This window comes from Mediterraneibacter sp. HA8405 (assembly GCF_056148955.1).
Window position 1 is genome coordinate 2,685,754 of sequence record NZ_CM148758.1, and the last position, 26,940, is coordinate 2,712,693.

The 26,940-nt window shown below is 47.2% G+C and carries 13 protein-coding genes; 4 read left to right on the top strand and 9 right to left on the bottom strand.

Annotated elements, in window-relative coordinates:
* Positions 1-35 precede the first annotated feature (35 nt).
* The 4 genes from AC0QUU_RS12655 to AC0QUU_RS12670 all read left to right on the top strand — a co-directional run bounded on the left by AC0QUU_RS12655 (position 36) and on the right by AC0QUU_RS12670 (position 2,727).
* Positions 36-596, top strand: coding sequence for a manganese efflux pump MntP (locus AC0QUU_RS12655; RefSeq protein WP_474543259.1), 561 nt, complete (start codon positions 36-38; stop codon positions 594-596).
* 181 nt (positions 597-777) lie between these two features.
* On the top strand, positions 778-1,161 hold the full coding sequence (locus AC0QUU_RS12660; RefSeq protein ID WP_474545582.1) for a GntR family transcriptional regulator: 384 nt from the start codon (positions 778-780) through the stop codon (positions 1,159-1,161).
* Positions 1,142-2,005, top strand: coding sequence for an ABC transporter ATP-binding protein (locus AC0QUU_RS12665; protein ID WP_474543260.1), 864 nt, complete (start codon positions 1,142-1,144; stop codon positions 2,003-2,005). Before AC0QUU_RS12660 ends, AC0QUU_RS12665 begins: the two co-directional genes overlap by 20 nt.
* A complete protein-coding gene (locus AC0QUU_RS12670; protein ID WP_474543261.1) occupies positions 2,002-2,727 on the top strand; it encodes a hypothetical protein in 726 nt (241 codons plus the stop codon). The genes AC0QUU_RS12665 and AC0QUU_RS12670 overlap by 4 nt, the downstream gene beginning before the upstream one ends.
* A 586-nt stretch (positions 2,728-3,313) precedes the next feature.
* Here the strand turns inward: AC0QUU_RS12670 and AC0QUU_RS12675 are convergent.
* The 9 genes from AC0QUU_RS12675 to AC0QUU_RS12715 form a co-directional block, all read right to left on the bottom strand.
* On the bottom strand, positions 3,314-4,600 hold the full coding sequence (locus AC0QUU_RS12675) for an aspartate aminotransferase type Ic (protein WP_474543262.1): 1,287 nt from the start codon (positions 4,598-4,600) through the stop codon (positions 3,314-3,316).
* Positions 4,601-4,899: 299 nt separating this feature from the next.
* Complete coding sequence (locus AC0QUU_RS12680; RefSeq protein WP_474543263.1) at positions 4,900-5,946, bottom strand: ABC transporter permease; 1,047 nt, start codon at positions 5,944-5,946, stop codon at positions 4,900-4,902.
* A 1-nt stretch (position 5,947) separates the two neighbouring features.
* A complete protein-coding gene (locus AC0QUU_RS12685; RefSeq protein WP_474543264.1) occupies positions 5,948-7,054 on the bottom strand; it encodes an ABC transporter permease in 1,107 nt (368 codons plus the stop codon).
* On the bottom strand, positions 7,054-8,547 hold the full coding sequence (locus tag AC0QUU_RS12690; RefSeq protein WP_474545583.1) for a sugar ABC transporter ATP-binding protein: 1,494 nt from the start codon (positions 8,545-8,547) through the stop codon (positions 7,054-7,056). Before AC0QUU_RS12690 ends, AC0QUU_RS12685 begins: the two co-directional genes overlap by 1 nt.
* A gap of 130 nt (positions 8,548-8,677) precedes the next feature.
* Positions 8,678-9,679 carry an ABC transporter substrate-binding protein gene (locus AC0QUU_RS12695; protein WP_474543265.1) on the bottom strand — a complete coding sequence of 334 codons (1,002 nt, stop codon included), beginning with the start codon at positions 9,677-9,679 and terminating at the stop codon, positions 8,678-8,680.
* 489 nt (positions 9,680-10,168) lie between these two features.
* The gene (locus tag AC0QUU_RS12700) at positions 10,169-13,060 is read right to left on the bottom strand and encodes a LamG-like jellyroll fold domain-containing protein (protein ID WP_474543266.1); all 2,892 of its coding nucleotides are present in this window, start codon (positions 13,058-13,060) and stop codon (positions 10,169-10,171) included.
* 32 nt (positions 13,061-13,092) lie between these two features.
* Entirely contained in the window at positions 13,093-15,027 is a 1,935-nt protein-coding gene (locus AC0QUU_RS12705; RefSeq protein WP_474543267.1) for a family 43 glycosylhydrolase, read from the bottom strand.
* 10 nt (positions 15,028-15,037) lie between these two features.
* On the bottom strand, positions 15,038-20,434 hold the full coding sequence (locus AC0QUU_RS12710; protein ID WP_474543268.1) for a LamG-like jellyroll fold domain-containing protein: 5,397 nt from the start codon (positions 20,432-20,434) through the stop codon (positions 15,038-15,040).
* Positions 20,435-20,593: 159 nt separating this feature from the next.
* Positions 20,594-26,929: a family 43 glycosylhydrolase gene (locus tag AC0QUU_RS12715; RefSeq protein WP_474543269.1), complete on the bottom strand. Its 6,336-nt coding sequence runs from the start codon at positions 26,927-26,929 to the stop codon at positions 20,594-20,596.
* Positions 26,930-26,940 lie beyond the last annotated feature (11 nt).

Here is a 26,940-nt window from a genome sequence, read left to right on the forward strand (position 1 = left end):
ATCACAATACATTTTACATATCAGGAGGAAATTTTATGGGATTACTGGAACTTTTTATTTTAGCAGTAGGACTGTCCATGGATGCCTTTGCTGTTTCTGTCTGTAAGGGCCTTGCCATGCCGAAAATCACGGTTAAGAAAGCAGCTGTCGTAGGCATATGGTTCGGAGGATTTCAGGCACTGATGCCGGCGCTGGGATATCTGCTCGGTTCTCAGTTCAAAGACAGCATCACAGCCATTGATCACTGGATTGCTTTTATTCTGCTTGGCATTATCGGAGGAAATATGATACGGGAAGCCTGTTCAGGCGAATGCGAAAATGAAAGCGATTCTCTGGATATAAAGACCATGTTTCTTCTGGCAGTTGCCACCAGCATTGATGCCCTGGCCGTGGGCATTACATTTGCATTTCTGAAAGTCAATATTGCTGCCGCTGTCTCCTTTATCGGAATTACAACATTTATCATTTCTGCCGCCGGAGTGAAAATCGGCAATATCTTCGGCACAAAGTATAAATCAAAAGCAGAACTGGCCGGCGGGATCATACTGATTCTGCTGGGTCTGAAAATCCTGCTGGAACATCTGGGGATTCTGTAAAAAAAAGTTCCCAGAAAACAAAGATACCGCAAAAGATCTCGGGAAATTAAAGCCGGAATCTTCTGCGGTATTTTATTTTTTCAGAAAACATATTGACGCGACACTAAAAAACACATATACTGATATCAAAGCTAGTTAGTTACTCAACTAACAAACTAGCAAGCAAAGGGTGGTGAATTATTTGCACATTAATCCGGATACAGAAAAACCGATTTTCATTCAGATTGCAGAACAGCTTGAGGACTCTATCTTCACAGGGATATTCCCGGAGGAAAACAAAATTCCTTCAACCAACGAAATCTCTGCCCTGTTGAATATTAATCCCCACACAGTTCTAAAAGGAATGAATCTGCTTGTGGATGAAGGAATTATTTATAAAAAAAGAGGTCTGGGTATGTTTGTAAAAGAAGGGGCTGTTGAAAAGATACGAAGGAAACGGCAGGGACTGTTTTATGACCAGTATATTGCCGCAATGATCGCCGAAGCATCAAAACTTAAAATGACAAAGGACGAGATTATTGCTTTATTAGAAAGGGGTTATGAAGATGAGTGCAATTCAGATTAATAATGTTACCAAACGCTATAAAAACGTTACCGCTCTTGACCATGTCTCATTTTCTTTTAGACATGGAAAGATCTATGGTTTTCTCGGGAGAAACGGCGCCGGAAAATCCACTCTTATCAACATTATCGCCAACCGCATTTTTGCTGATGAAGGAACTGTTTTTATCGATGGTCTTCCTGCAGGAGAAAATATGGACGTGCATGAAAAGATTTTCTGTATGAGCGAAGCCGATCTTTATGCCTCAAGCCTTAAAATTAAGGACCTCTTTAAATGGATAGACCGCTTTTACGACAGCTTTGATCTGAAAAAGGCATTCCAAACCGCAGAAAAATTTGATCTTGATGTAACCAAACGTTTCAAGGCCCTTTCAAAAGGATATCAGTCCATTGTCAAACTGACGGCGGCTCTGGCGCTGAACGTCCCCTATGTGATCTTTGACGAACCGGTGCTGGGGCTTGACGCCAATCACAGAGAATTATTTTATAATCTTCTGCTGAAAAACTTTGAAGACAACGACCAGACAATTATTATCGCTACCCATCTGATTGAAGAAGTCGCCAATATTATTGAGGAAGTTGTTTTAATTGATAAAGGAAAACTGCTTCTCCAGGAAAACGTGGACACGCTGCTGGAAAGAGGATACTGTGTCTCTGGTCTGGCAGAAGAAGTTGACAGTTACTGTAAGGATAAAAATGTGATCGGGAACGATGAACTGGGTGGCCTGAAACTCTCCTATATAATCGGCGAAAAGACGAAACTTCCACCGGGAAGCCATTTACAGATTACCCGAATGAATCTGCAGAAGCTGTTTATAAAACTGACAGAGAAAGGCGGGGATGAATGATGAAAAAATTACGTATCCTTATTCAGTATGAATGTATGACTTCATTTAAGTATATCTGGCTGTTTTATGCAATCATGTATGCGATTGTTCTGCTGATCTATATTATGGTCTCCGCCATAACAGGAGATCCGGAGACCGCAGGCACCAGCTGTCTGGAGATGAACACCTTTATTTATGTGGGTATTCTCGGTGCATTAGGGTACAGTGAAGACTTTAAAATGATGATCCAGAACGGATTTACACGGAAATATATTTTTGCTGCCACACTCTCCATGTTTGCATTTATCGGAGGGATTATGTCGTTTGTAGATACTGTTATGGGTAATCTGCTGCACTATTTTGTTCCAAATTATAACTCTCTGTTCGGCGTTATTTACGGATATGGCGATATTCTTCCAAACTGGATCTGGCTGTTTCTTCTCTATATGCTAATCAGCAGCCTGTCCTATCTGGCCGTCCTTGTGATACACAAACTGGAGAAAACTCTGTCCCTCTGCCTGGTTGCGATCCTCGCCGGCATAATACTGCTGGCGGTGGCACTGTTCCGATATGTTCTGCCGCAAAATCTTGTGGATAGTATCAGGAAACTGGCCTCCCGGGCAATGGGCTTTATGAACGGCGGAACAGTCAACTACCTGTTACCCCTTCTGACCCTATTGCTGCTGGCAGCCGTCTTTTATCTGGGTGCCTATGCCATCATTCGCCGGACGGAAGTGAAATAAGTATAACTTCGGATTTGTCGAAGTGAACTTCCGGTATTGAAAAAGGAAAACAGAGGACGAAGAAGTTTTTCTGTTCCTCAGTCCGGAAATTCCCTTCGCAGATCCTCATAAGACAAAAACAGCGGGGAGCTTTAACGGCGGAGACGGCAGGTGATCCAGGCAGTAGTGATGCTTTAGATCCGGGCAACTGCAGTCGGAACAGCTCCGGTTTTTTCCTGTTTTCTGAAATTCGGAATTGTCGGGGATACTGCTGACTGGATGTGCGCAGAAAACAGCGGGATACCGCCGATTGGATTCGACTTTTGGAAATGAGGGATGTGTGCTTTTGGTGACTTTGGAGCAGATATTAGAAAAACAGAAAACCTGGCGGCAGGCGTTAAAATTTACAGCAGAATTGTCTGAGCGAATGCGAGTTTTCTGCTGTAAATTTTGCTCTTAGCCTGTCGTCAGGTTTTTTAGTTTTTCTTTATCTGCGGAACGGAAACAAAAGCACACATCCCTCATTTCCAGATCCGATTATCCAATCTCCTGGTATCCAGGTGTTTTCGGACGCCTCTCCACTCACAGCTCTCCGACAAATCCGAATCTACATATTCTCCAGCAATTTGTCGATGCTGACAAGTTTTACGCTGAGCACAAAAATATCTGTTGCTACTGCCAGTTCTTCCGGAGTCGGATATGACGGCGCAATACGAATATTACTGTCATGCGGATCCTTTCCATACGGATAAGTCGCGCCTGCGCCCGTCATCACAAGTCCTGCCTCTTTTGCTTTTGCAACGATTGCCTTTGCACAGCCTTCCATGGCATCAAAGGAGATGAAGTATCCTCCCAGCGGCTTGATCCAGGAACCAATCTCCAGACCGCCCAGCTCTCTTTCGAGTACATCGATTACAGCTTCAAATTTCGGGCGCATAATGTCCGCATGTTTCTTCATATGTTCCACAATTCCGTGTACGTCCTTGAAGAAACGTACATGCCGAAGCTGATTCACCTTATCATGTCCGATTGTCTGCATCTTCATCATGTTTCTGATGTCATTCAGGTTCGCTTCAGATGCGGCAAGTGCAGCGATACCCGAGCCCGGGAAGCTGATCTTGGATGTAGAAGAAAACTTGTAAACCATATCCGGGTTACCGGCTTTCTTACACTCTGAGAGAATTTCGATCAGATAGTCCTGTTTGTCTTCATACAGATGATGTACACAATATGCATTATCCCAGTAGATACGGAAATCTTCTGCCGCAGGTTTCAGATTCGCAAAACGGAAAACCGTTTCGTCTGAGTATGTAATTCCCTGTGGATTTGAATATTTCGGCACACACCAGATTCCTTTAACAGCAGGATCTTCACTTACAAGCTTTTCTACTATATCCATATCCGGTCCTGTAGACGTCATAGGCACGTTTATCATCTCGATGCCGAAATGTTCCGTAATACCAAAATGTCTGTCATAGCCCGGCACCGGACAGAGAAACTTCACTTTATCCAGCTTGCACCACGGTGTACTTCCAAGAATACCGTGCGTCACAGCGCGTGCTACTGTATCGTACATAACGTTCAGGCTGGAATTTCCAAAGATAATCACATTATCCTTCGGAACTTCCATCATATCGGCAAGAAGCTGTTTTGCCTCGGCGATACCATCCAGACCGCCATAGTTGCGGCAGTCAACGCCATCAGCACAAGTCAGATCCGCACTGCTGTTCAGCACATCCATCATCCCCATTGACAGATTAAGCTGCTCTGTTGACGGCTTTCCTCTGGACATATCCAGCTTCAGTCCCTTGGCCTTTACTTCTTCATACCTGGCTTCCAGTCCGCTTTTCAGTTCCAGCAGTTCTTCTTTCGTTAAATCTTTGTACGCAGTCATTACAGAAATCCTCCACTCTTTCTTAAACATTGATACACTCTTTTTTTCACTGTTTGATATTGTATATAATTTTTGATAGTTCGTCAATGGTTTCTTGCATTTTTATCGTTTTTTTCTTGGCTAATTCACTCAGAATATCATTTTTTTGAAATCTACATCTTCATTTCATTCATTTTAAACTTTTCACTTCCATATTATGAGAACTGTTCCTATATTGCTGCAAAAGATTTTTCCCAAAAATTCACCCCGTACAGCCCAGCTGTACGGGGTGAATTTTATCAGATATTCTTCCGATATGATCAATCTTTTTTACGTGATGTAACTATACTCTGGATAATAAGGAACAGACACAGCATAGCCGCTACTGTAATTCCTGTCCACCATGCATCGTCCAGACCGATTGAAGAAACAATGTTCTGAATTGTGCTCAGTGAAAGAACACCAACGAATGTTCCGATAATATTACCAACACCACCTGTCAGCAATGTACCTCCGATAATGGATGATGCAATCGCATCCATTTCCATACCTTGCGCATGTGACGGTGAACCGGAACCAACATACAGGAAGAATGCATATCCTGCAATACCTGCCAGAATACTGCACATAAGATGTGCAATAAATTTTGTTCTCTTAACGTTAATACCGAGCATCAACGCGCTCTGGCTGTTTCCGCCGACTGCGTAGAACGCGCGTCCGAGTTTTGTCCAGCGAAGCATTACAAATAAAAGAACTACTACAAGCAGAGCAATAATAACACCGATGTTGATATATGCATCAACATAATTTCCGAGACGGTTTACATTTCCCATTCCCGGAACGATGATACGTGTACTCTTCAGCGCCTGGAATGCTTCATTCTCTACGTTAAACGGCTGTGAATGTACAATTGTGGTCATACCTCTTGCAAAGAACATACCAGCCAGTGAAATAATAAAGGGCTGGATTTCAAGGTAAGCTACAAGGAATCCCTGTACAACACCATATGCAAGACCAATGCCAAGAGCTACCAGGATAGACAGCGGAACATTTCCGCCCATGTAATCCAGGCATACCGCACAGCTCATGCAGACCAGAGCAACTACACCGCCGACAGAAATATCGATTCCGCCGGTAATCATAACAAGGCTCATACCGCATGCCGTGATGATCAGAGCTGACTGCTGCATCAGAATGTTAAATAAGTTCTGAGCGTTTCGGAAACCGCCTCCAAGGAAAATGATGGCACCGAGATACATAACAAGGAAAATTACAATTGTTATGATTAACAGCAGATTCTGATCGGAAATATTTACTTTTTTCTTCGCCTGCTTTCCAGCTGCAGCTGTTTTACTAGATGTTGCCATATTAGCCGACCTCCTTTGCAGTATTCTTCTTTGAGCTCAGCTTTTTGCCAAGGGCACCAAGACGCTCTTTTACAACAGGCGCACTTAATACAACAAGCACGATTACGACAACAGCCTTATAAGCCGGAAGAGCTTCTGAAGGCACATTGTATTTATACAATGTTGTTGTCAGGAACTGAATTGTATACGCACCCATGATGGAACCAGCCATGTTAAATTTACCACCGGCAAGTGAATTGCCGCCGAGAGCAACAGCCAGGATGGCATCCATCTCAATGTCTTTTGCAACTACAGAATAGTTAATCGTAGAAATACGGCTTACTTTGATTAATCCTACAACTGCAACACAGAGTCCGAGAATAACAAAAGTAAGAATCTTAATCAGTTTCGGATTCAGACCATTCAGTCTCGCTGAATTCTCATTAATACCTACAGACTGTACATAAAGCCCCAGTGTTGTGAACTTAAGTACAAGCGCAATAATAACAACACAGATTACCGCAATAAAGAACGGTGTCGGAACCGGAATTCCCGGAATTGTTCCTCCGAAATAACCGAATGACGGCTCACTTACGATCGGCAGACGGTTCTGGTTGATCCATGCAGCAATATTACGTCCGGCTGTATAAAGAATCAGGGTCGCAACCATAGGCTGTATCTTGAAGAACGCAACCAGGACACCGTTAAAAGCACCGAACAGCATAGCTACTACGCATGCAAGAAGGAATGCCACAATAACAGGAGCCTGAAGTGATTCCGGCTGTGTCTCTGTACCGCAGAGCACACGAAGGATCACACTGCCGGCAATAGCAACTGCCGCGCCAACACTGATATCCTGTCCACCGGTTGCCGCTGTTACCAGAGTCATACCGATCGCCAGAATCGCCAGCTCGGATCCATTGTCAAGAATCGTAATAAGAGAACCGGAAAGAACCGGATAACCTTCACTGTTATGATTCAGGGCAATTGCATAAAATCCGGGATCCATAATCAGATTGAAAATAGCCAGCAGAAGAAGGGCTACAATCGGAATAAATATCGGTTTTCTTGTCAGCTCTACAAAGAACTGACCTACACTGCTTTTACTTTTTGTTCCACTCTTTTGCATTATTTCTTGTCACCTCCGGCAATAGTACCCATGATATTGCTCTGGGTCAGCTCGCTGCCTGAAATCTCGCCGACAACCTTACGGTCTCTCATAACGACAAGACGTGAGCATGTACGGAGCATCTCGTCTGTTTCCGAAGAAATAAATGTAACGCTCATTCCTTCTGAAGCAAGCTTGAGTACCAGTTTCTGAATTTCAACTTTTGTACCAATGTCGATACCACGTGTCGGCTCATCCAGAATCAGATAATCCGGATGTGTCAGCAGCCACCGCGCAATGATACATTTCTGCTGATTACCACCGGAAAGTGATTTGATCGGTGTATCTGCAGAAGCTGTCTTGATTTCAAGAAGCTTGATATATTCATCTGCAATCTTATATGCCTCGCTCTTTGAGTACGGACGGAAAAATCCTCTCAGTACCTGCTGTGCAAGGATAATATTGTCGCGTACGGAAAGATCTCCGACAAGGCCGTCATCTTTACGGCTTTCAGAAAGATATGCAATGCCAAGTTTCATAGCATCGATCGGCTTGGAAATTTTCACATCTTTTCCTTTAACCTTTACTTTTCCGGCAATTACTTTATCAGCGCCGAAAATAGCACGTACGCATTCGCTTCGTCCGGAACCAAGCAGTCCGGCGAATCCGTTAACTTCACCTTTCTTAATATGGAAATTAAACGGTTTGATTCCGGCGTTGCTCTGAAGACCTTCAGCCTCAAATACATTCTGGTCTGCGTCTGCTCCCTGATATACAAGGCTGTCGTCTTTGATTTCTTCCTCGTCATCCAGCTCTTTTCCAAGCATCTTGGCAACGAGCTGAATTCTCGGGAGATTTTCGATTTCATACTGACCTACAAGCTGTCCGTCTCTGAGAACTGTAATCTTGTCGCAGACTGCGTATACCTGCTCAAGGAAGTGGGTTACAAAGATAATTCCAACGCCTTTTGCTTTCAGGTCACGCATCATTTTGAACAGCTTCTCAACTTCACTGTCATCCAAAGAAGATGTAGGTTCATCGAGAATCAGGACTTTACAGTCCATATCAACAGCACGGGCAATGGCAACCATCTGCTGAATCGCGATGGAATAGCTTGACAGCTGCTGTGTCGCCTCAGCCGGGATGTCCAGTTCTTTCAGGATCTTGGTTGCTCCCGCATTCATCTTTCTCCAGCTTGTGCCAAAACCTTTGGTACGACCTATGTACATATTCTCAGCTACCGTCAGATTCGGGCAGAGTGTAATTTCCTGATAAACAGTACTAATGCCCAGGTTCTGTGCGTCCTGGGGGGAATGAATTACTGCCGGTTTATTCAGACCTTTAAGGAAGATCTGACCTTCGTCTTTTTCATATACGCCTGTAAGTACTTTAATCAAGGTAGATTTTCCGGCACCGTTTTCTCCCATCAGCGCGTGAATCTCGCCTTCTTCCAATGTAAAATCAACATTCTGCAGGGCACGCACTCCGGGAAAGCTTTTATAAATGCCTCTCATTTCGAGTACAGATTTTTCTTTCACCAGTATATTCACCTCTCAACCTTTTATTTAAAAAGCGCGGTGCAGCGTACAAGAACCTTTTTCCGCTGCGCCGCGTACTTTTTATTCACTCACAATCGGCTTTTGATTAGATACCGTATGTATCAACATCTTCCTGTGTAATTGTTTCTGCGTCAAAGCCTTTTTCTTCCATAACGATTGTCTTCTCTGTGATTTCCTCACCGTTCTCCAGTTTCTGGATAATCTCGTCAATGTAGGAAGCCTGGTACGGATTACACTGTCCGTCATAGTTCCATCTGCCTGCAAGTACTTCTTCAAGTGCCCATTTGTTTGTATCAAATCCCATGATTACAACATCGCCGTCAACACCGTGTGAAATGTTAGCTGCGTCAAGTGCTGCAACAGCTCCTCTTGCCATATCATCGTTTTCAGCATAGATTACGTTGAAGTCCTGTCCTGAATCGATTACGGACTGAGTAATCTGCTGTGCTGTCTCTGCGTTCCAGTCAGCTGCCTGCTGTTTTACAATTGTCCAGCCTTCAGCCTTTGCCATTTCGTCCATAGCTGCTGTACGTCCAACCTGTGCAGCCGAACCCATAACACCCTGGATGTGGATAATATTGTACTCACCAAGATTCTGCTCTTTCAGCCAGTTAACAGCTGTGTCACCCTCAGCTCTCATATCTGATACGATAGAAGCTACATAAAGGCTCTCATCTGCGTCAATTGTACGGTCAAACAGGATAACCTGTGTTCCTGCATTCTGTGCATCCTGAAGAACTGTATCCCATCCTGCTGTATCTGCTGCAGAGATAAGAAGGTAGTCAACACCGTCCTGAATGAACTGCTGTGCTGCAGAAATCTGCTCATCGTTTTTCAGGCTGTATGCGAAGGAAGCGTCATAACCATTTTCCTTTGTAAACTTTTCCTTCATGTCAGCGTCGTTAGCTGTACGGTATCCGGACTCGTTCGGGTCATTGTTGATGATACCAACTTTGATCAGATCGCCGTCGCTGCCGCCGCCTTCATTGCTGTCACCACTGCTGCTGTTTCCGCCGTTTCCGCATCCGATTACTCCTACTGCCATTACGGCTGAAACAAGTAAAGCTAAAATTTTCTTTTTCTTCATTTTCGTTCCTCCCTTTTCTAATGTTGGATCTTTTCGGAAAACATATTTTTTCCTGTGCTTACATAATATCACTTTTATTGCCTTTTGTTCAATCTGATTCTTTTATTATTTTCGGGTTTGTTAATTATTCATAATACAAATTTTGCTGTTGACATATAATATATATTACAACCTGTATATTTTGTATATTTTTTTACTATATATTTATGTGCATGTTGATTTTTTTCATTTTTTACATTTTTTGTATATGTATTTTATCTTGTTTTTCCATTTGTGCAAAATAGAGTGATATGTATAGAAAGTTGATTTTTTTTATTTTTTCACCTGTTTTTTGCTTTTCAGGCGTCTGTATTTTATGCAATTTTAAACACAGACAGGTAAAAAAATCTATCTTTTTATTAAATGCAGATATTTCTCAGTACAAAAATCATTTTGAAAAAGAATACAGCCCCATTTTCAGGAGCTGTACTCTTCCGTCAGTTTCTCAGATTATTTTTTTCTGCGTTTTACTTTGACTGCTGTAATTTTTCCTGCAGCCGCGAATGCAAGTATGCATGCCGCTGCTATCGGAAGTACGTTTGTCGTATCTCCCGTCTGAACAGCTTTATCCGGATCATCACCTGTCTGGCTCTGATTGTTTCCGCCCTGTGTACTTGATGACGGATCATTGGTACCGGACGGCTTCTGATCCTCACCGCCTGGCACGTCCGTTCCAGGTTTGTCAGTTCCCGGCTGTTCTGTTCCAGGTTCGTCGGTTCCCGGCTGTTCCGGATCTTCTTTCTCTGTTACCGCTACCGTAAATTCAGCTGTCTGTCCGCCGTATCTTACAATAATTGTCTGTTCGCCCGGTGTATTTGCATCATATCCTTCTACTGTGTAATCACCTGCCGGAACTGTTGTTTCTGTTCCGTCACTGTACACAGCAGTTACAACCAGGTCACTCAGATCAAGCTCCTCTCCCAGCGTATAGTCTTTCTTTACATTGCCGCTGAGCTGAATTTTTTCAAGAGTCGGTGTTTGAACGCTCTCTCCTTCTACTTCCACTGCGGTAGAGTATTCCATTACAAAACCGTCATAATTTGCCGTTACCTTTGCAGTTACGATAGTTTTGCCGGCTGCTGCCGCAGTAACTGTTCCGTCTTCGTAGACAGCGACATCTGAATTTTCCGAAGTATATTCTACTGTCACATATTCTGCGATCTCCTCCGGAATCTGGAGCAGTTCCTGAGTCTCTCCGGCTTCCAGCGTCGCCTGATATACCGGTTCCGCAATATGCGCGAATGGATTAACGGCTTCATCTTTGTACTCAAGATTGTCCATTATAAAACGGAGATCTGATTCAGCTTTTTCTGCTTTTGTATAAGAATCTGCATCTTTCGCCGCTTCGATCGCCGTCTCAAGCCTTGTTTTGGACAGATCGGACAGATAAGCCGTGTCAATAGCTTCCGCTTCCTCGATCAGTGCGTCAAGCGCCTCCCGGTCAAGAGGAATCACTGTGTAAGTAAAGGAAACTTCTGCTGAAAGTACGCCGTACGCGACATTTCCCGTCAGAGTTACATCTGTCTCTTCAGCCGGGCTTACAACTGTTCCGTCGTCTGCAATCACATCCGGATTGCTGCTGGACCAGGTAATATTCAGTCCATCTACAGATTCCGGAAGTTCCAGATCATACTTGATCTCATCCGCGCTTTCATTTGCGCCGATCAAATCGTCTCTCTCAACCGCGGCATCTAGTTTTGTCTGAAGAGACTCCGCAAATTCATCTTCTGCCTGAGCCTGTACTTCGGCTTCGGACATAGCGATATTATATACCTTCACATCATCAATCAGGCCTTCATACTCCGGATCCCAGAAGTTAACGCCAAGATAGATATCTGCGTTCTCTCCCTCCAGCGGATCGTTGCTGTCGGATGTTCCCATGGTGATTCCATCCAGATATAAGGTAGTTTCTCCTGCCGTACCGGTTACTGTGATCTGATGCCACTGTTCGCTCGGAACAACCGGATTTGCAAGAGTCACCCACTGTCCGATTACACCGTTCGCCCAGAATTTCAGCCTGTCGCCGGAATCTCCGGATATGGCAATCCATTTTTCCGGATTGTGATATCCCATAAACAGCATAACCTGGTTTCCGGCAAGGGGTTCATCTGACTTCACCCACATGGATACCGTGTACTCAGTCCCGAGATCGTTCAGATTCAGCTTAAGGCCGTAATCGCCAAGGCGGACTGCATTTCCTGTTCTGCCTTCGTCATAGACCGGATTGCCCGCATAAGCATTCAGGGCTGTCACAAGAGCCGTCGCTTCAGGAGTTCCTTCCACTCCATTTTCCAGGCTGTCTTCAAAGTCATAGGACGCTACAAGTCTGTCGTCCAGAGCGCCGCTGACCGATACTGCCGTCGTTCCTGTCTGTGAAGTCTCTCCGATCGTTACCGTTGTCGTAATCTCCGCTTCTCCCGGTCCGACTGCTGTCACTGTACCATCCTCAGATACTGTGGCTACTTCTTCATTGCTGCTCCTGTAGGTGATCTCCGGATTGGAGTCAGCTACAACCGGATGCAGAGATACGTCGATCTGCTCTGTTCTGCCAAGCACCATGCTCATGGATTCTGTTACTGTAATCCCCTCTGCAAGCAGTTCTTCCGCTGTTGTCTCGCCGTCATAAAGACGATATACTTCACCCTCGCTTAACGTACGGTTATATACCTTAACTTCATCTGCTGCTCCGGTAAACTCCACATCCCAGAATGTAACGCCGACATAAATATCCTGATTGCTGCCGACCAGCGGAGAATTTGTATCTCCCGCTCCCCACTGTTCGCCGTCCAGGTATGCTTTTACACCGGAAGCGGATCCGGTCAGTGTAAGCTGATGCCAGTCAGCGCTGATATCCGTCGTTCCAAGGCCTGTCCAGGAGAAACCGTTTCCATTTCCCCAGAACCTATACTCGGTACTATTGTCAGCCTCGCCTGCAACTGCAAGCCATTTTTCCGGGCTGTGATATCCGAGAAACAGGGTTGCCTGATCCGCCTGGATCGTATTATCCGGTTTAATCCAGAGCGAAACTGTAAAGTTTTCTCCAAGATTCTCCCGGTTGAGCTTCAGACCGTAATCACCGAGCTGAATTCCCTTTCCGCCGTCATATCCGTCAACATACTCCATTCTGCCGGAATATGGATTAAGACCGGTAACAATTGCCGAAGCGTCTTCCCCGCCCTGGCTGTCTGTCAGATTCTCATCGTCAAAGGAAAAGGAAGCCACCAGGCCTTCGCTCAGATCATACTCTTCCGCATTAACTACATTTTTTACTCCGGGTACAAATACAGATGTCAGAACCAGGGCACCTGCGAGAAGTCCGGATAAAAGATTCTTTCTTTTCATTGTTTAATCTCCTTTCTTCACCAAACCTGATCCTAACGGTAGTCGCCGTCAACAACATGAATTGTAACGGTATCTTCCATCTGCTGCCCGTTGTACTCATAAGAAACGGTAAGTTCCTTATCTCCTGCCGTGCTCATGTCGATCTCGCCGGCATTCGTAACTGTACATTCCGTAATAATCTCTGTACCGCCGTTTGCCGTCTCAACTACGACGCGGATGTCGTCTGTATCAAGGGTCTCACCGGCAGTGTACAGTCTCGTCGTCTTCTGAACGGACGTCGCTTCTGCGGCATTGTCTGTGGATACGTAGAATGTCGCTGCCTCCGCGTCCGGATCCTGCTCCAGATACAGGGCGCCGTCACGGCTTACCATATAGTATCCCGGATACTGTACGCTCTCGAAGGTCACGCCTTCTCCCGCAAATCCTTCCAGGGTGCGGAACGACATGCGTTTTGCTTCATTCTCCGTGCCGCCTGCATCCTGTGCAAGTACGATGCGGATCGTGCCGTCGGCCGCCTGATCGCCGGCCGCCATGTAAAGTCCCGGCTTGTTGTTGGACTCAATAGAAACATAGGCGTCCGTATTTACGCCTGCTGACAGGCTGTCAAAGTTTTCAATCTTGGCCGGATTGATCTCCCACTCTTTCTCAGTGCCGGGCTGGAAGAAATCAACGATGATCTCCTTGCTTCCCCGGGCTGTAAGGCTGGACGTACTCCAGTCTGTCATCGGATAGTCGGCGTCATTTGTTGTATTTACAAAAGGAACGTTGGCCACATAGGAACCGGTGCTGTCTTTGATCGTGCTGACTGTGCCGTTCAGGCCGACTGCCGTCTTGGCAATGGGATCAATGCTTCCGTCTTCATTGATATCAAACTTCTCGATACATGCAACCCTCCGGTAACCGCTTCCGTGAGGCAGGCTTCCGTCATGGTATACGAAATATGTCTGTCCCTCGAAATCAAATACTGCCATGTGGTTTGTATTTGCTGTAGCAGAAGGTTCCATAATGATACCGCCGAATGTCCAGTCATTGCTCATCAGATCGTCTGTTGTAGCATATGCCATTTGCTCTCTCCAGTCTGCCGCGAAGAACATATAATACGGTCCGTAATAATTTCCGTTCTCATCCTTCTGACGGTAATAGAACGGAGCCTCTGTAAAACTGTGGCCTTCAAACTTATCCTGGTCATTAAAGATCTCAATGCCGTTCATCTTGCCGACCACGATGTCGTTGCCCTTCTCATAGCCTACAGACAGATTATTGGGATTGCCGTCCTGATCCTTGATCGTAACAGTCTCGCCGCACTCCACCTGGCATACGAAGAAACGGTTGTTTCCCCATCCTACATATACATCGTCGCCTTCCACCCACACAGTGGGGTCGATATCTTCCCACGTATGCGGGCCGTTCGGCGTGTCAATATTTCTGACAAGGGGATGTCCGATATCTGTAAACGGACCTGTCGGAGAGTCGGAAACCGCCGCGCCGATACATTTGCCGCCACCGACGCTTCCATTTCCTTCCGCGCAGTAGAAGAAGTAATATTTATCCCCTACTTTTGCCACCTGGCTTGCCCATGCGGATACATCGTCGTTTCTCCAGCTGACGTCCTGCATGGACATAATCGTACTTTCATATTTCCACTCTTTCAGATCTTTGGTAGAATAGCACAGCCATCTTGGCATTGTGTAATATTCACCTGTAGACACATCCTGTCCTACATAAGCATATACAGTGTCGCCATCTACCATAATGGACGGGTCGCCGCCGTATATAAATCCGTTCTGGCCGTTTACGGCAATTTCGTCCGGTCCGAACCCGAATAACGGGTTGCCGTTGCTGCTTTTTGCCAGAACTTTTTCTACCGGTTCCGAATCGCTCGGATCCGCCTGTGCGGGAGATCCGCACATGGTAATGCCCGTAAGCATTACCAGTGCGCCCGCAAGAAGTCGTTTATGTATTTTCATAAGCCGCTTCTTACCCTCTCTTTCTTTTTTTCAGTACAACTGCTGTTGCTGCTGACAGCGCGAGAATCGCTGCTGCTGCCGCCGGCACAACATTTGTCGTATCGCCTGTCTGTACCGCGGCGTCATTGTCTGAGGACGGCTGTGAAGCGTCCGGAGCCTGCTGATCCGGATCTGCCGGCTTCTGTCCCGGGTCGTCTGATCCGGGCTTGTCTGTTCCCGGCTTGTCCGTTCCGGGTTCGTCTGTTCCCGGCTTGTCCGTTCCGGCTGCCGTTACAGTTACATCAAAGTACTCTTTCACAGTTACATCACCTTCTGTGTAAGATACTTCGATCTTCTGCGCGCCTTCCAGATCTTTATTGTATCCGGAAATCTCTGCCTCTGCCGTTACATCTTTCTCATCGCCGTTGCTGTATACCGCTGTAACGGTCATTCCTGTCGTATCCAGTTCCTCGCCTGCTGTGTACTCCAGCTTCTGAGGCGGCGTTACTTTGATGGACTCCAGCGTCACTTCAGGCACTACTGTTTTCTCAGTTACTGTAACCGGAAGTTCCGCTTCTTTTGTCACGCCGTTTTCCGTGTAGGAAACAGTTACCGTCTGGTTTCCTGCTTCGTTGAATACATCGGGTGTAAACGTCAGCTTGTCCAGATCGATTTGCTGAGAATCTTTCTTGTCATATGACGCTGTTACAACCATACCCGACGGATCAAATGCATCGCCGACTTCGTATTCTGTCTTTGCCGGCTCTGTTGTTATCTCAATGCCTGTCAGCGCCGCCGGTTCTTCCACCTTCTCGCTGACCGTTACATTGACGCTGGCTGTCTGTGTGACGTTGCCTGCGGTGTAAAGAACTGTTACCGTCTGCGGTCCCGCTTCTGTAAATTCTTCCGGCGAGAAAACAAGTCCTTCCGCATCCGCTTTCAGCACCTCTGTGTCGCCGTTGCTGTATGCCGCGGTTACTTCGATGCCTGTCGGGTCAAACTTGTCGCCGACTTCATATTCCGTCCTGGACGGCTGACCTGTCACGGTAATACCTGTCAGTGTTTTCTCCACTTCGGACCCGCTGACCTTGATTGTGACGGATACATTCCTGTACTCTTCTGCCAGCTCCTGCTCCGGCGTCATATTGAGCACCGGCGAACCGTCGGCTGCGATGTTGACCGGCTGCAGGTATGCGTAACGGCACGGATCCTGAAGCGGATCACCGTTATGAATGCCGCCGCTTGAATGAAGTGCCGCCGGACGTGCATGGTAAACAATGATTACATTGCCGTATTTATCTACGGTAAATGAATTGTGTCCCGGTCCGGATACCTCATCGTTAAAGTCGGTGCTTGTCAGCAACGGATAATTTGATTTCACCCAGGAAGCCGGATCAAGCAGATCTGCTCCTTCATCTGCAGTAAGCATGCCTACACAGTATTCGGAACCTGTCCCTGAAGCAGAAAATGCCAGATAAATTTTTCCGTTGTTCTTAAATACTGCCGGTCCTTCATTTACTGTAGCTCTTACATACTCCCAGCTGTACTCCGGTCTGGAAATCACAGCGCAGGGACTGATCAGCTGTGTCGGATTAGCCGGATCTGTTTCCGCAATATAGATGCTGGAGATACCGGTCTGAGTAAAATCTGCCCATGCCAGATAACTATGGCCATTTGCCTCAAAATATGTCATATCAAGAGACATAGCATTCAGGCAGTTTCTCTCATCTCCGGCCATTGGTTTCACTCTCACAGGAGCTTCCCAGGAAGCCGGATCTGTAATATTGTCTGGATCTGTACATCTCATCATAAACGGACGAAGTGTCCCGAACCGGTCGCCTCCGTTTGTTCCCGCTGTACTGATGATATACCAGTAATCTCCAATCTTATGGAGTTCCGGAGCCCAGATCCACTGGCTGTAGCTGTTGCCGGATCCGTCGTCCCAGGATTCATCCCAGATCACAGTCTCCGGCGCATCTGCCAGGCCCTCAATCGTAGATGACTCACGGATAACCAGACGGTCATATCCATCCGGTCCGCCAACTCCGTTTGTCGGATAAGAACCGGTAAAGTAATACATACCGCGTTCATCGTCATATGTCATAAACGGATCCGCCCTCTCTTCGATCAGCGGCTCCTCCGGATCGGTGTAGGAAATGGTGCGCTGTACTGTACCTTTTACCGTATACTCACCGGGTACGGATGTATCCACTTTTGCCAGATCATCCGCATTCCACTCAACTCCCAGCTGTTTGCTGGAACCGTCGGAGTACTCTGCCGTAACCATTTCCGGAAGAGTATACTCTTCGCCCTGGCTGATCTCAATATCCGCCGGGGCCTGTACTCCTGTGTTGGAAATTGAAGCAAATTTGGTAAACACTGCGTCGTACTCTGCCTGTGTCAGAGCTGTTACATATGGATGAACCGCGTCTCCGGGCGTTCCTTCCACAGACGGGAATGTGTAATCGCTGGCAGACACACTGCCAACTGTAACAAGATCCCTGCTTTCTGCGGTCCATACATTGCCGTCCGCGTCCTTAACGAAGATCTTGTAGACCTCATTCGCGCTGTCATATACACAGTTGGCGTCGCTTATGCCGGTTACTCCCGGTATGGCAACAAGCGTCTCGTCTGAATATGTGATCAGATCTTCTGACGCAAAGAAGATCAGGTTACCGTTGCTGCCGCCGTCTGTAGCTACAACTCCGAAGCTTCCGTCTGCTTTACGGAAGATCTGTGCCGCGCCGAAGGACTTTGTTCCTTTTGACGCGTAAAGCACCGGCTGATTGCTGTGCAGTACGGAGAACCCGTCGTCGCCCTCACCCGCGATCTTCATACCGCCGTTCTGTCCGGTTGCCGGCGCATTGCTGATATATGTCAGCAGATCCTGTCCGGCCGCGAGAACGGTCAGCGGGAATTCTTTTGTCTGAGGCTCTGACGCGCCTTCCAGAGATACAGTGGCTGTCAGAATCACTTCTCTGTTTTCTCTGTCAAATCTTGTAATCTTCGCGGTACTGCCTTCAATGGCAATTGCCTCTGTGTCATTGGACGACCATTCAACTGTCGCCTCTCCGACTGTCTCCGGCAGACTGATGTCCGCGGATACAAAACCCGCGTTCAGCGTCAGCTGATCTGTATATACTAGGATGTCTTCATCCGGGTTTTTCGGAAGTACGGAAACGGTAAATGTCTTTGAAGCTGTATCGTTTCCATCCGTAATTACAGCTGTCAGAACAACTGTCTGCGGTTCCTCTCCCTGCGCCGGGCGGTTTACTTTTCCGGTTTCAGCGTCAATGAACTCCGGTTTATCGGAAGTCCATGACACCGTCGTCTGTCCGCTATTTCCAGCTGCCGGCAGGCTGATATCCCAGCTCACCTCTGCCGGAACCGTAAGATTCTCCAGATCGGCCGCAAGCAGATCCTCTGTATAGATCCGGCTGATTTCTCCGGCTGTAAGAGCCTCTCCGTAAATCTCAACATCATCCATAAGGCCTGAGAATTCTGCGTCCCAGTTATTCACCCCAAGATAAATATCGCCGTTTTCCTGAGCCAGCGGGTGGTTGGACACTCCGCTTCCCGACTGAACGCCGTCCAGATAAATGGCAACTGTGGATTCTGTACCTGTGATAACGAGCTGATGCCAGCCGTCCGCATTAACCGACGGAGTGCCAAGCGTGGTCCATGTGCCATATTCGCCGCCGTTTGCCCAGAATTTACATACGGACGTGCCGCTTCTGTTTCCGGATACTGCAAGCCACTGCTCCGGATCATGGTAGCCCAGTAAAGCGAGCACCTGGTTCTCCGCAAATGTTCCATCCGGTTTTACCCACATGGATACAGTGAAGTCCTCGCCAAGATTTGTCTTGTTCAGCTGCAGGCCGTAATCGCCGAGACGAACCGCTTCACCGCGGAAGCCCGCCTCATATTTCACGTCGCCGCTGTAATCGTCAAGTCCGCTGACAACAGCTGACGCTTCTTCACCGTTATTGTCCGCGATACTCTCTTCAAAAGTATACTCCGCAATCTTTCCTTCCTTCGGATCTCCTGTCGCCTCCGCATAAGCTGCGGCTATATCCTCAGCGGACAGAGTGCAGCTGTATACTTCTATCTCATCTACCAGACCTTCAAACTCGGTGTCCCAGTAATTGACGCCGATATAGATCTCCTGGTTCTCACCCACAAGCGGGTGATTGGATGCACCATCCTGACCGTCTGAATATGCCACTGCCTGGCCGTCCAGATATGCTGTCACTTCAGATGCGGAACCGGTCAGCGTCAGCTGATGCCAGCCGCCGGACGCAATATTCATGGTGCTGATGGTTGTATGACTTGTATACTCACTTCCATCGTGTGCCCAGAATTTGCAGTTCGATGTACCGCTTTTATTTCCGGATACCGCAAGCCATTGTTCCGGGCTATGGTAGCCTAAGAACATCAGCACCTGGTTTTCCGGGAAAGTCCCGTCTGCTTTCAGCCACATGGATACGCTGAAGTTTTCTCCCAGGTCTGCCTGGTTCAGCCGCAGTCCGTAGTCTCCCAGACGGACCGCGCTCCCCTTGAAACCATCTTCATAGACAACTTCTCCTTCATAAGCACCCAGTCCTGTCACAATGACATCCGCCGCGTCCGCGCCTTCGCTATTGGAAAGTCCTTCTTCAAATGAATAAGAAGCCACCCTGGATCCTTCGGGATCGCCGATATCTCTCAGGTAATCCTTCCGAACCTCGTCTGCCGTTGATGTAGTACTGTAGACCTTCACTTCGTCTACCAGACCGCTGAAGATAGAATCCCAGTAGTTTACGCCGATGTAAATGTCGCCGTTTTCCTGTGCCAGCGGATGATTTGTCGCGCCGCTTCCGATCTCGACGCCGTCTACGTAAGCCGTCATGTTTTCCTCGTCAGCGGTAATCGTTACTTTATGCCATTGTGTATCTATATTCACCGTTCCAAGAGTGGTATGGCTTGTATAGACAGACTCATCATGGGCCCAGAACTTGCACTCTTCCGAACTTCCTCCATAAAGTGCTCCTCCGGAAAGGCCTGCCCACTGTTCCGGATTGTGGAATCCGAGAAATGCCACAACCTGATTTTCTTTAAATATTCCATCCGGTTTTACCCACATGGACAGGGTGAAATTATCGCCGATATTTGTCTTATTCAGCTTCAGACCGTAGTCGCCGAGACGAACCGCTTTTCCCTCAAAGCCTTCCTCAAATGTAGGATTGCCGTCTCTGTAGGCGCCAAGTCCGGACACGATCATTGCCGCGCCGTCGCCGCCCTGTGAGTCTGTCAGTGCGTCCTCAAAGGAAAACGACGCTACCAGGCTGTCTTCCTCCGCGGCCTCCGCCTCAGTCCATCCGGTCGTAAATACCGATGTCAGCACCATTGCGCCTGCCAGCAGGCCGGATATAAACTTTTTACTTTTCATTTACTTTGTCCCTTTCTTCATCAAAAAGATTTCCGCATCTGCTATACAACGCAAAACGTGTACCGCTTCCTCTTTGTGGGAAGGGCGTACATGGCCGAGCCATAAATGCTTCCATGTACGCCCGCTGAAATCTTTTATAATGATTCTAAACGATACTTTTTAGTATCTCTTTCTGCGCTTTGCAATAACTACCGCCGCGCCGCATCCAAGCGCCAGTACACATGCAGCTGCAACAGGCATTACATTTGTTGTATCACCTGTCTGTACTGCCGTGCTGCCTGCGTTTGCTGACGGATCAGATGTTCCCGGATTTTCCGGATTTCCAGGTCTGTCGGACGGAGCCGGAGCTTCTTCGTCAGGATCTGTCGGCTGAGTCGGCTCATCCTTAACATTTACTTTGATCTGGAACGTATCTGACATGGTAATGCCATCTTCTGTGTAGGATACTTTTACTGTATATGTTCCAGCCGCATCCATATTGCACTCTGCTGTATCTACTGTCAGATTTTCTGAATCCGTTACATCTTTGGTACTGCTGTCTGAGTAGGAAGCTGTAACCTTCAGTCCTGTCAAATCAAGCTTATCGCCGACTGTATACGTCGTGTTGTCCGGTACTGTTACTTCAATTCCTGTCAGAGTAACGTCTCCCGGCTCTACAGCCGCGTCTTTTACTATAATCTCAAACGCATCTGCCTTTGTAACATCATTTTCTGTGTAGCTTACCGTTACCGTATATGTTCCGGCTGTCTTCATATCACATGCGGATGTATCAACTTTTGCTGCCTCTGTTACATCTTTTGTGCTGTTATCAGAATAGGATGCTGTTACTTTCAGGCCGTCAAGATTCAGTTCATCTCCTACTGTGTAGGTTGTTGTTGTCGGAGGTGTTACGCTGATTCCTGTCAGAACAGCTTCACCCGGTTCTACAGTCGCATCTTTTACTGTGATATCAAACGCATCTGTCTTTGTAACACCGTTTTCTGTGTAAGTTACAGTTACCGTGTAGGTTCCGGCTGCATCCATATCACATGCGGATGTATCGACTTTTGCTGCCTCTGTTACATCCTTTGTGCTGTTATCAGAATAGGATGCTGTTACTTTCAGGCCGTCAAGATTCAGTTTATCTCCTACTGTGTAGGTTGTTGTTGTCGGAGGTGTTACGCTGATTCCTGTCAATGTAACTGTCTCGCCTCCGGCGTACTCCAGACCGTCAATTACTGCCTGAAGCTCTGCTGCAGCTGCATCTGCTTCTTCTGTGGATTTCGCACTTTCAAGCGCTGCCTTTGCAGTTTCGATCGCTGCCTGAAGCTCTGCCTTGCTTGCCTCTGTCAGCGCGTTCATATCAATCTCTTCGGCAGATGCAATGGTCTGCTCCAGTTTGTAAGTGCTCACATAGCTGTCTTCGCCGTATGTTCTCTGCAGTGCGTCATATTCTGCCGCGGTTACCGGCATTACATAACCGTGACGGTACTTGTGCACGTCTGTCGGCATGCTGAACTCATCGTCACTGAGCATTGTGAACTCGCCGGAATCAAGGTCTGTAGTAATCAGCGGATAGTATCCCTGTCCTCTTGCGAAGCGGTCAACCATCAGGCACCACTGATCTTTTCCGTCTTCCGTCTTCTCGTTCATCTTGAAGATGATCGGACCTTCTACTGCGCCCACAGTGGCAGGTACATCAGAAGAAAGTGTATCAGAATCAATCTCTGTAAATGTACCGAGAATTGCATCTGACTTGTCAACCATAATAGTTCCGTTCATCTCGTTCTTTGTGTAACGGTAATATGTGCCGTCATTCTCGATCATTGTAGAATCAATTACCTTGATCGGTGTGCCGTCTTCCATCTTACCGCCGGAATGATAAACCTCAGCGTCCGTAAATGTACGGAAATCTCTTGTCTTCGCATAGTAGATCGTATGGTTCTCATACTCCTGTGCTACGTTGCCGTTTTCATCCAGCTCGATGGATGTAGCAGACCAGTATACAACATATTCGCCTGTGGATTCATCATAGATGAATTCCGGAGCCCATGTACATCCCGCATTCTCCGGCGCGATCTCCGCGATCCACGGTTCGCTCCAGTTTACAAGATCATCAGACTCCCAAACCACGATGCCGTGGCTTCCGCTTCCGCCTGCGCCTGCCCAGTTGCCTGCATTATGATAAATACTCAGATCTGTCGCGATCATATAGTATTTGTCACCTTCCGGCGCGCGCGCGATAAAGTGGTCACGCAGTCCGCTTTCGCCGATATCGCTTGTCAGCACTGCGTTGCCCCCGTTGAGTTCAGACCAGTTCAGTCCGTCCTCACTGATGGAGAAGTATGTCTGCTCATGAGAAGCTGCCGCCTCGTTGCCGATAAAGTGTACGAACAGATATCCCACATAGTCGTCTTCGGATACTTCCTGGGCTTTCGCTTTTACTGTTACTTCATATGTCTTTGTTACAGAATCCTGTCCGTCTTTTGAGAATACTGCCGTCAGTGTTACTTTCTGATCGGATTCTCCTCTTGTGACAACTCCTGCCGGTTTGCCGTCTACTTCAGTTGAAGTAATGATATTATCGTCAGAAGATGTCCATGCAATACTTACTCCGTCCTTCTCAGAAGGAAGGGTAATATTTCCTTTGACATTGTCCATATTCGGAATCTCAAAGGTATCAGCCACGCGCTGTACGTCTTCCAGCATCGCGATGCGGTCTGCCTCTTCCTGCTGGTAAACTCTTGCTACCTCGTCGCTTCCCATCGCGAAGTCATAAACCTTTACATTATCAAAGAAGCCGCGGAAATACAGGTCATCCGGCTCATAGAATGATCTGCCGAGATATGCTTTCAGATTCTTGCCCAGATCAGACATGCTGACTGTTACATTTTCTTCAGCAACCAGCTCTCCGTCGCGGTACAGGGACATTTTATCCGGTGTAAGGACAATCTTAATATTCATCCATGTACGGCTGTTGTTCGGGTAAGCTCCGCTCTTGGAAGCAACCTGTTCTGTGCTGTAGCTTCCTGTTGTAATGGCAAGTTTCAGGTTCGTCGGATCTATCTTAAGGAACAGATATTTATCTCTGTCCTGTCCGATGGCAAATGTGAAATAGTTGCCTGTTCTGGACACTTCGTTGACGTCCATAGAAATCGTCACATTGTCTCTTCCGTCGAAGAAACCTTCTGGGAATGACAGATAGCTGTCATGTCCTCCCATTCCGTCTCTGCTGTCACCGTCCAGGTAAAGTACCTGTCCGTAGGAATCATCCTGCACATAAGCTGCTCCGTCTGTCAGGTACGCGTCATTTTCACCTGCGCTATCTGCTGCAGTTCCCTGTGTCAAGTCTTCATCAAAATTGTACTCAAGTACCGGCTCTGCCTGTGTGTACTCGCCGCTTACTTTCACCTTTACTGTAATCTCAGAACCGCCCATAGCAAACTCTTCATCAGAAAGGTTCAGTACCGGAGCTCCCTCAGAATCAAAGAGTACCGGTTTTACATAAGCGTGGCGGCATGCGTCATACAGCGGATCGCCGCTGTGTCCCGCATGTTCCTCTGCCGGACGCGCATGATATACGATTACAAGATTGCCATACTCATCTGTTGTAAATGAATTGTGTCCCGGTCCGCAGAGCTCGTCGTTAAAGTCGCCGCTGGTCAGCACCGGATAAGGTACCTTTGTCCAGTTGGATGCATCTGTCAGATCCGCATCCGCATCTGCTGTCATCAGGCCCACGCAGTATTCCGCGCCGGTAGCCGCAGCTGAGAATGCAAGATAAACGGTTCCGTCTTTTACAAATGCCGCCGATCCTTCATTTACTGCAATATTTACACATTCCCAGCTGTATTCTGGTGTTGTAATTACAGTCGCCTTGCTGGTCAGCTGTGTCGGATCTTCCGGATCAACGGTTGCGATAAATACTTTACTCAGGTTTTCCTGTGTCTTGTCCGCCCATGAAACATAGCATTTTCCGCCTGCTTCAAAGTAAGTCATATCCAGAGACATTACCTGCAGACAAGATGTATCTCCCGCTGCCGGTTTTACACGCTCCGGCTCTCCCCAGGAATCCGGATCTGTAATGTTATCAGCATCGTTGCATCTCATCATAAACGGCCGGATGTCAAAGCTGTATCCGCCTTCACCTACAGCCGCCGTACTGATGAAATACCAGTAATCGCCGATCTTGTGAAGTTCCGGAGCCCAGATAAACTGTCCGTAACCCTCGACTTCACTTTCATCCCATACTACATGTTCTTCGGCATCAGCCAGACCTTCGATTGTATCCGCCACACGGATTACCAGTCTGTCATAGCCATCTGCTCCGTCCTTACCGTTTACCGGATAAGAAGCCGTGAAATAATATCTGTCTCTTTCTTCATCATAAGTAATGCTCGGATCCGCACGTTCCTCAATCAGCGGCTCTTCAGCCTCTGTAAAATATGCAGAACCTCCGATAGTCCCTCTGATGGTATACTCCATACCTTCTCTTGTAGAGTCGGCCTTTGCCAGATCATCACTGTTCCAGCGGATGGAGTACGTCTTCTCCTCACCGTTTGAATAGCCGGCTGTAACTTCACCGACAGCATCGTCCAGTGCAGCCTCGATATCAGTACCCGGCTCTACCGTAATCTCTTCTACTTTATTGTAATTAAGAGATGTGTTATACGGATTGGTGAATTTTTTTGTTACCTTGTCATATTCTGCCTGGGTCAGCGCAATTTCTGATGCCCATGCGGCATATTCCGGCGCGTTCTCTACAGCCGGAAAATCATACTCTGTCCGCTCAGCTGCAGAAAATTCTGTCAGATCTTCTGATGTCAGCAGATAAACCGTACCCGCGTTATTCTCAACATACAGTTTATATTTTCCTTCTGTCATATTATAAAGGATATGCAGTTTGGAAATATTGCTGATGCCGTCCAGTGTAACAGCTGTCTCACCTGTGTACGTAATCAGATCTTCTGAATTGTACAGAAATACCCGGCCATTGTTTCCGCCGTCGGCTGCAATCATACCAAATGATCCGTCAGCCTTACGGAAAATCTGGGGTGATACATAAGCTTTCGCGCCCTGTGCGGTGTACATAATCGGCTGTTCTTTATGAAGGACATTATATGTGCCGTTTTCATCTTCGGCAGCGATCATCATACCGCCTTTCTGGCCTCTCAGTGCATCTGTATTCAGTCCCGGATCATTGCTTACATATGTAGCAACATTGCCGCCTTTGGCAATAACAGTTACCTTAAATTCTTTCGTTACATTATCTGTACCATCCAGCATTAATGTAGCAGTAAGTGTTACGTCTGTGTTGTCATCCGGACGGTGTACTGTACCATCATTTTCGATTACAGATTCATTGCTGGATGTCCATTTAACCGCTGCAGCCCCTGATGCTGTAGGAAGCGTGAGATCCTCTCCCACAAATCCCGCGTCCAGAGTCAGCTGATCTTTATAGAACTCAATATCTCCGGACGGATCTGCAGCCGGAACAGATACTGTAAATGTCACGTCTTTGGATTCCGTTCCCGCTGTAATTGTAGCAGTCAGCGTTACTACTGCTGCTTCATCTTCCGGACGGGTTACTGTACCGTCATCAGCAATTACATCCTTATTGTTGGATGACCATGCGATGGTTGTAAATCCGCTGTTTCCCGTCGCGGGAAGCTGCAGATCAACCATAGTTGACTCCGGTACGGAAAGCGCTGCCGCATCTTTCTCAATTACTTCCTTAGCTGCGATGCTGTCTGACAGATACTCATCAGCCACTTCATCTGTGCTCAGAGCTTTACTGTATACCTTGAGATCATCCATATAGAAGTCTCCCGAGTTCCAGTAGTGGGGGCTGGCAGTCCCGAACCACATATACTGTGCTCCTTCGATAAAATCAAGCATATAAGGAGTTCCCTCTCCTGCATGTACTCCCTGTGTGGAAGGAGTCAGCTCATATACAAGCGCTCCGTCCTTATACATATGGATCTGCTCGGTATCCATAACAACCGTAATATACTCCCAGCCACCGTCTTTTGTAATGTTTCCGCTAAACTGAGTCATATCTTGATAGGTTGCTGCTCCCGGATTGTCGTTAAAAAATACGGATCCGTTGGTGGATAATCCATAAAATCCGTCTGAATTGCCTGCGCCGGACGCAAAGCTCCATACTCCAAGCCACTGATCTACCGCATTGGCGTCAATCCACGCGCTTACGGTGAATCCGCTTTCAGACAGATCCTTGCCGTAAAGCGGATTATCTGTCTGGATACGGCCTGTGCCGCTGCCGGACTTCATAACCTGTCCGCGTTCGTCATCAGTAACAAGCGTAGGCGCGTTACTGTTGACTGCTTTTCCCTCACTGCCATTGACCGAATCCTTGAAATCGCCGTCAAACCCGTAGTGTGCTACAAGGCTGTCCCCGGCCGCGGCTTCCGCAGTGGAAGCCGCCTGTCCGGGTAAGGTAAGCGATGTCAAGATCATTCCGCCTGCAAGCAGCAGGGAAAGAATTCTCTTTTTCATGCTTTTTGATC

Coding starts and splice junctions, on each gene's coding strand:
- AC0QUU_RS12680 (WP_474543263.1), bottom strand. CDS start 5,946: ATGGCAACATCTAGTAAAACAGCTGCAGCTGGAAAGCAGGCGAAGAAA.
- AC0QUU_RS12655 (WP_474543259.1), top strand. CDS start 36: ATGGGATTACTGGAACTTTTTATTTTAGCAGTAGGACTGTCCATGGAT.
- AC0QUU_RS12705 (WP_474543267.1), bottom strand. CDS start 15,027: ATGAAAATACATAAACGACTTCTTGCGGGCGCACTGGTAATGCTTACG.
- AC0QUU_RS12690 (WP_474545583.1), bottom strand. CDS start 8,547: ATGAGAGGCATTTATAAAAGCTTTCCCGGAGTGCGTGCCCTGCAGAAT.
- AC0QUU_RS12700 (WP_474543266.1), bottom strand. CDS start 13,060: ATGAAAAGAAAGAATCTTTTATCCGGACTTCTCGCAGGTGCCCTGGTT.
- AC0QUU_RS12675 (WP_474543262.1), bottom strand. CDS start 4,600: ATGACTGCGTACAAAGATTTAACGAAAGAAGAACTGCTGGAACTGAAA.
- AC0QUU_RS12665 (WP_474543260.1), top strand. CDS start 1,142: ATGAGTGCAATTCAGATTAATAATGTTACCAAACGCTATAAAAACGTT.
- AC0QUU_RS12695 (WP_474543265.1), bottom strand. CDS start 9,679: ATGAAGAAAAAGAAAATTTTAGCTTTACTTGTTTCAGCCGTAATGGCA.
- AC0QUU_RS12670 (WP_474543261.1), top strand. CDS start 2,002: ATGATGAAAAAATTACGTATCCTTATTCAGTATGAATGTATGACTTCA.
- AC0QUU_RS12715 (WP_474543269.1), bottom strand. CDS start 26,929: ATGAAAAAGAGAATTCTTTCCCTGCTGCTTGCAGGCGGAATGATCTTG.
- AC0QUU_RS12685 (WP_474543264.1), bottom strand. CDS start 7,054: ATGCAAAAGAGTGGAACAAAAAGTAAAAGCAGTGTAGGTCAGTTCTTT.
- AC0QUU_RS12710 (WP_474543268.1), bottom strand. CDS start 20,434: ATGAAAAGTAAAAAGTTTATATCCGGCCTGCTGGCAGGCGCAATGGTG.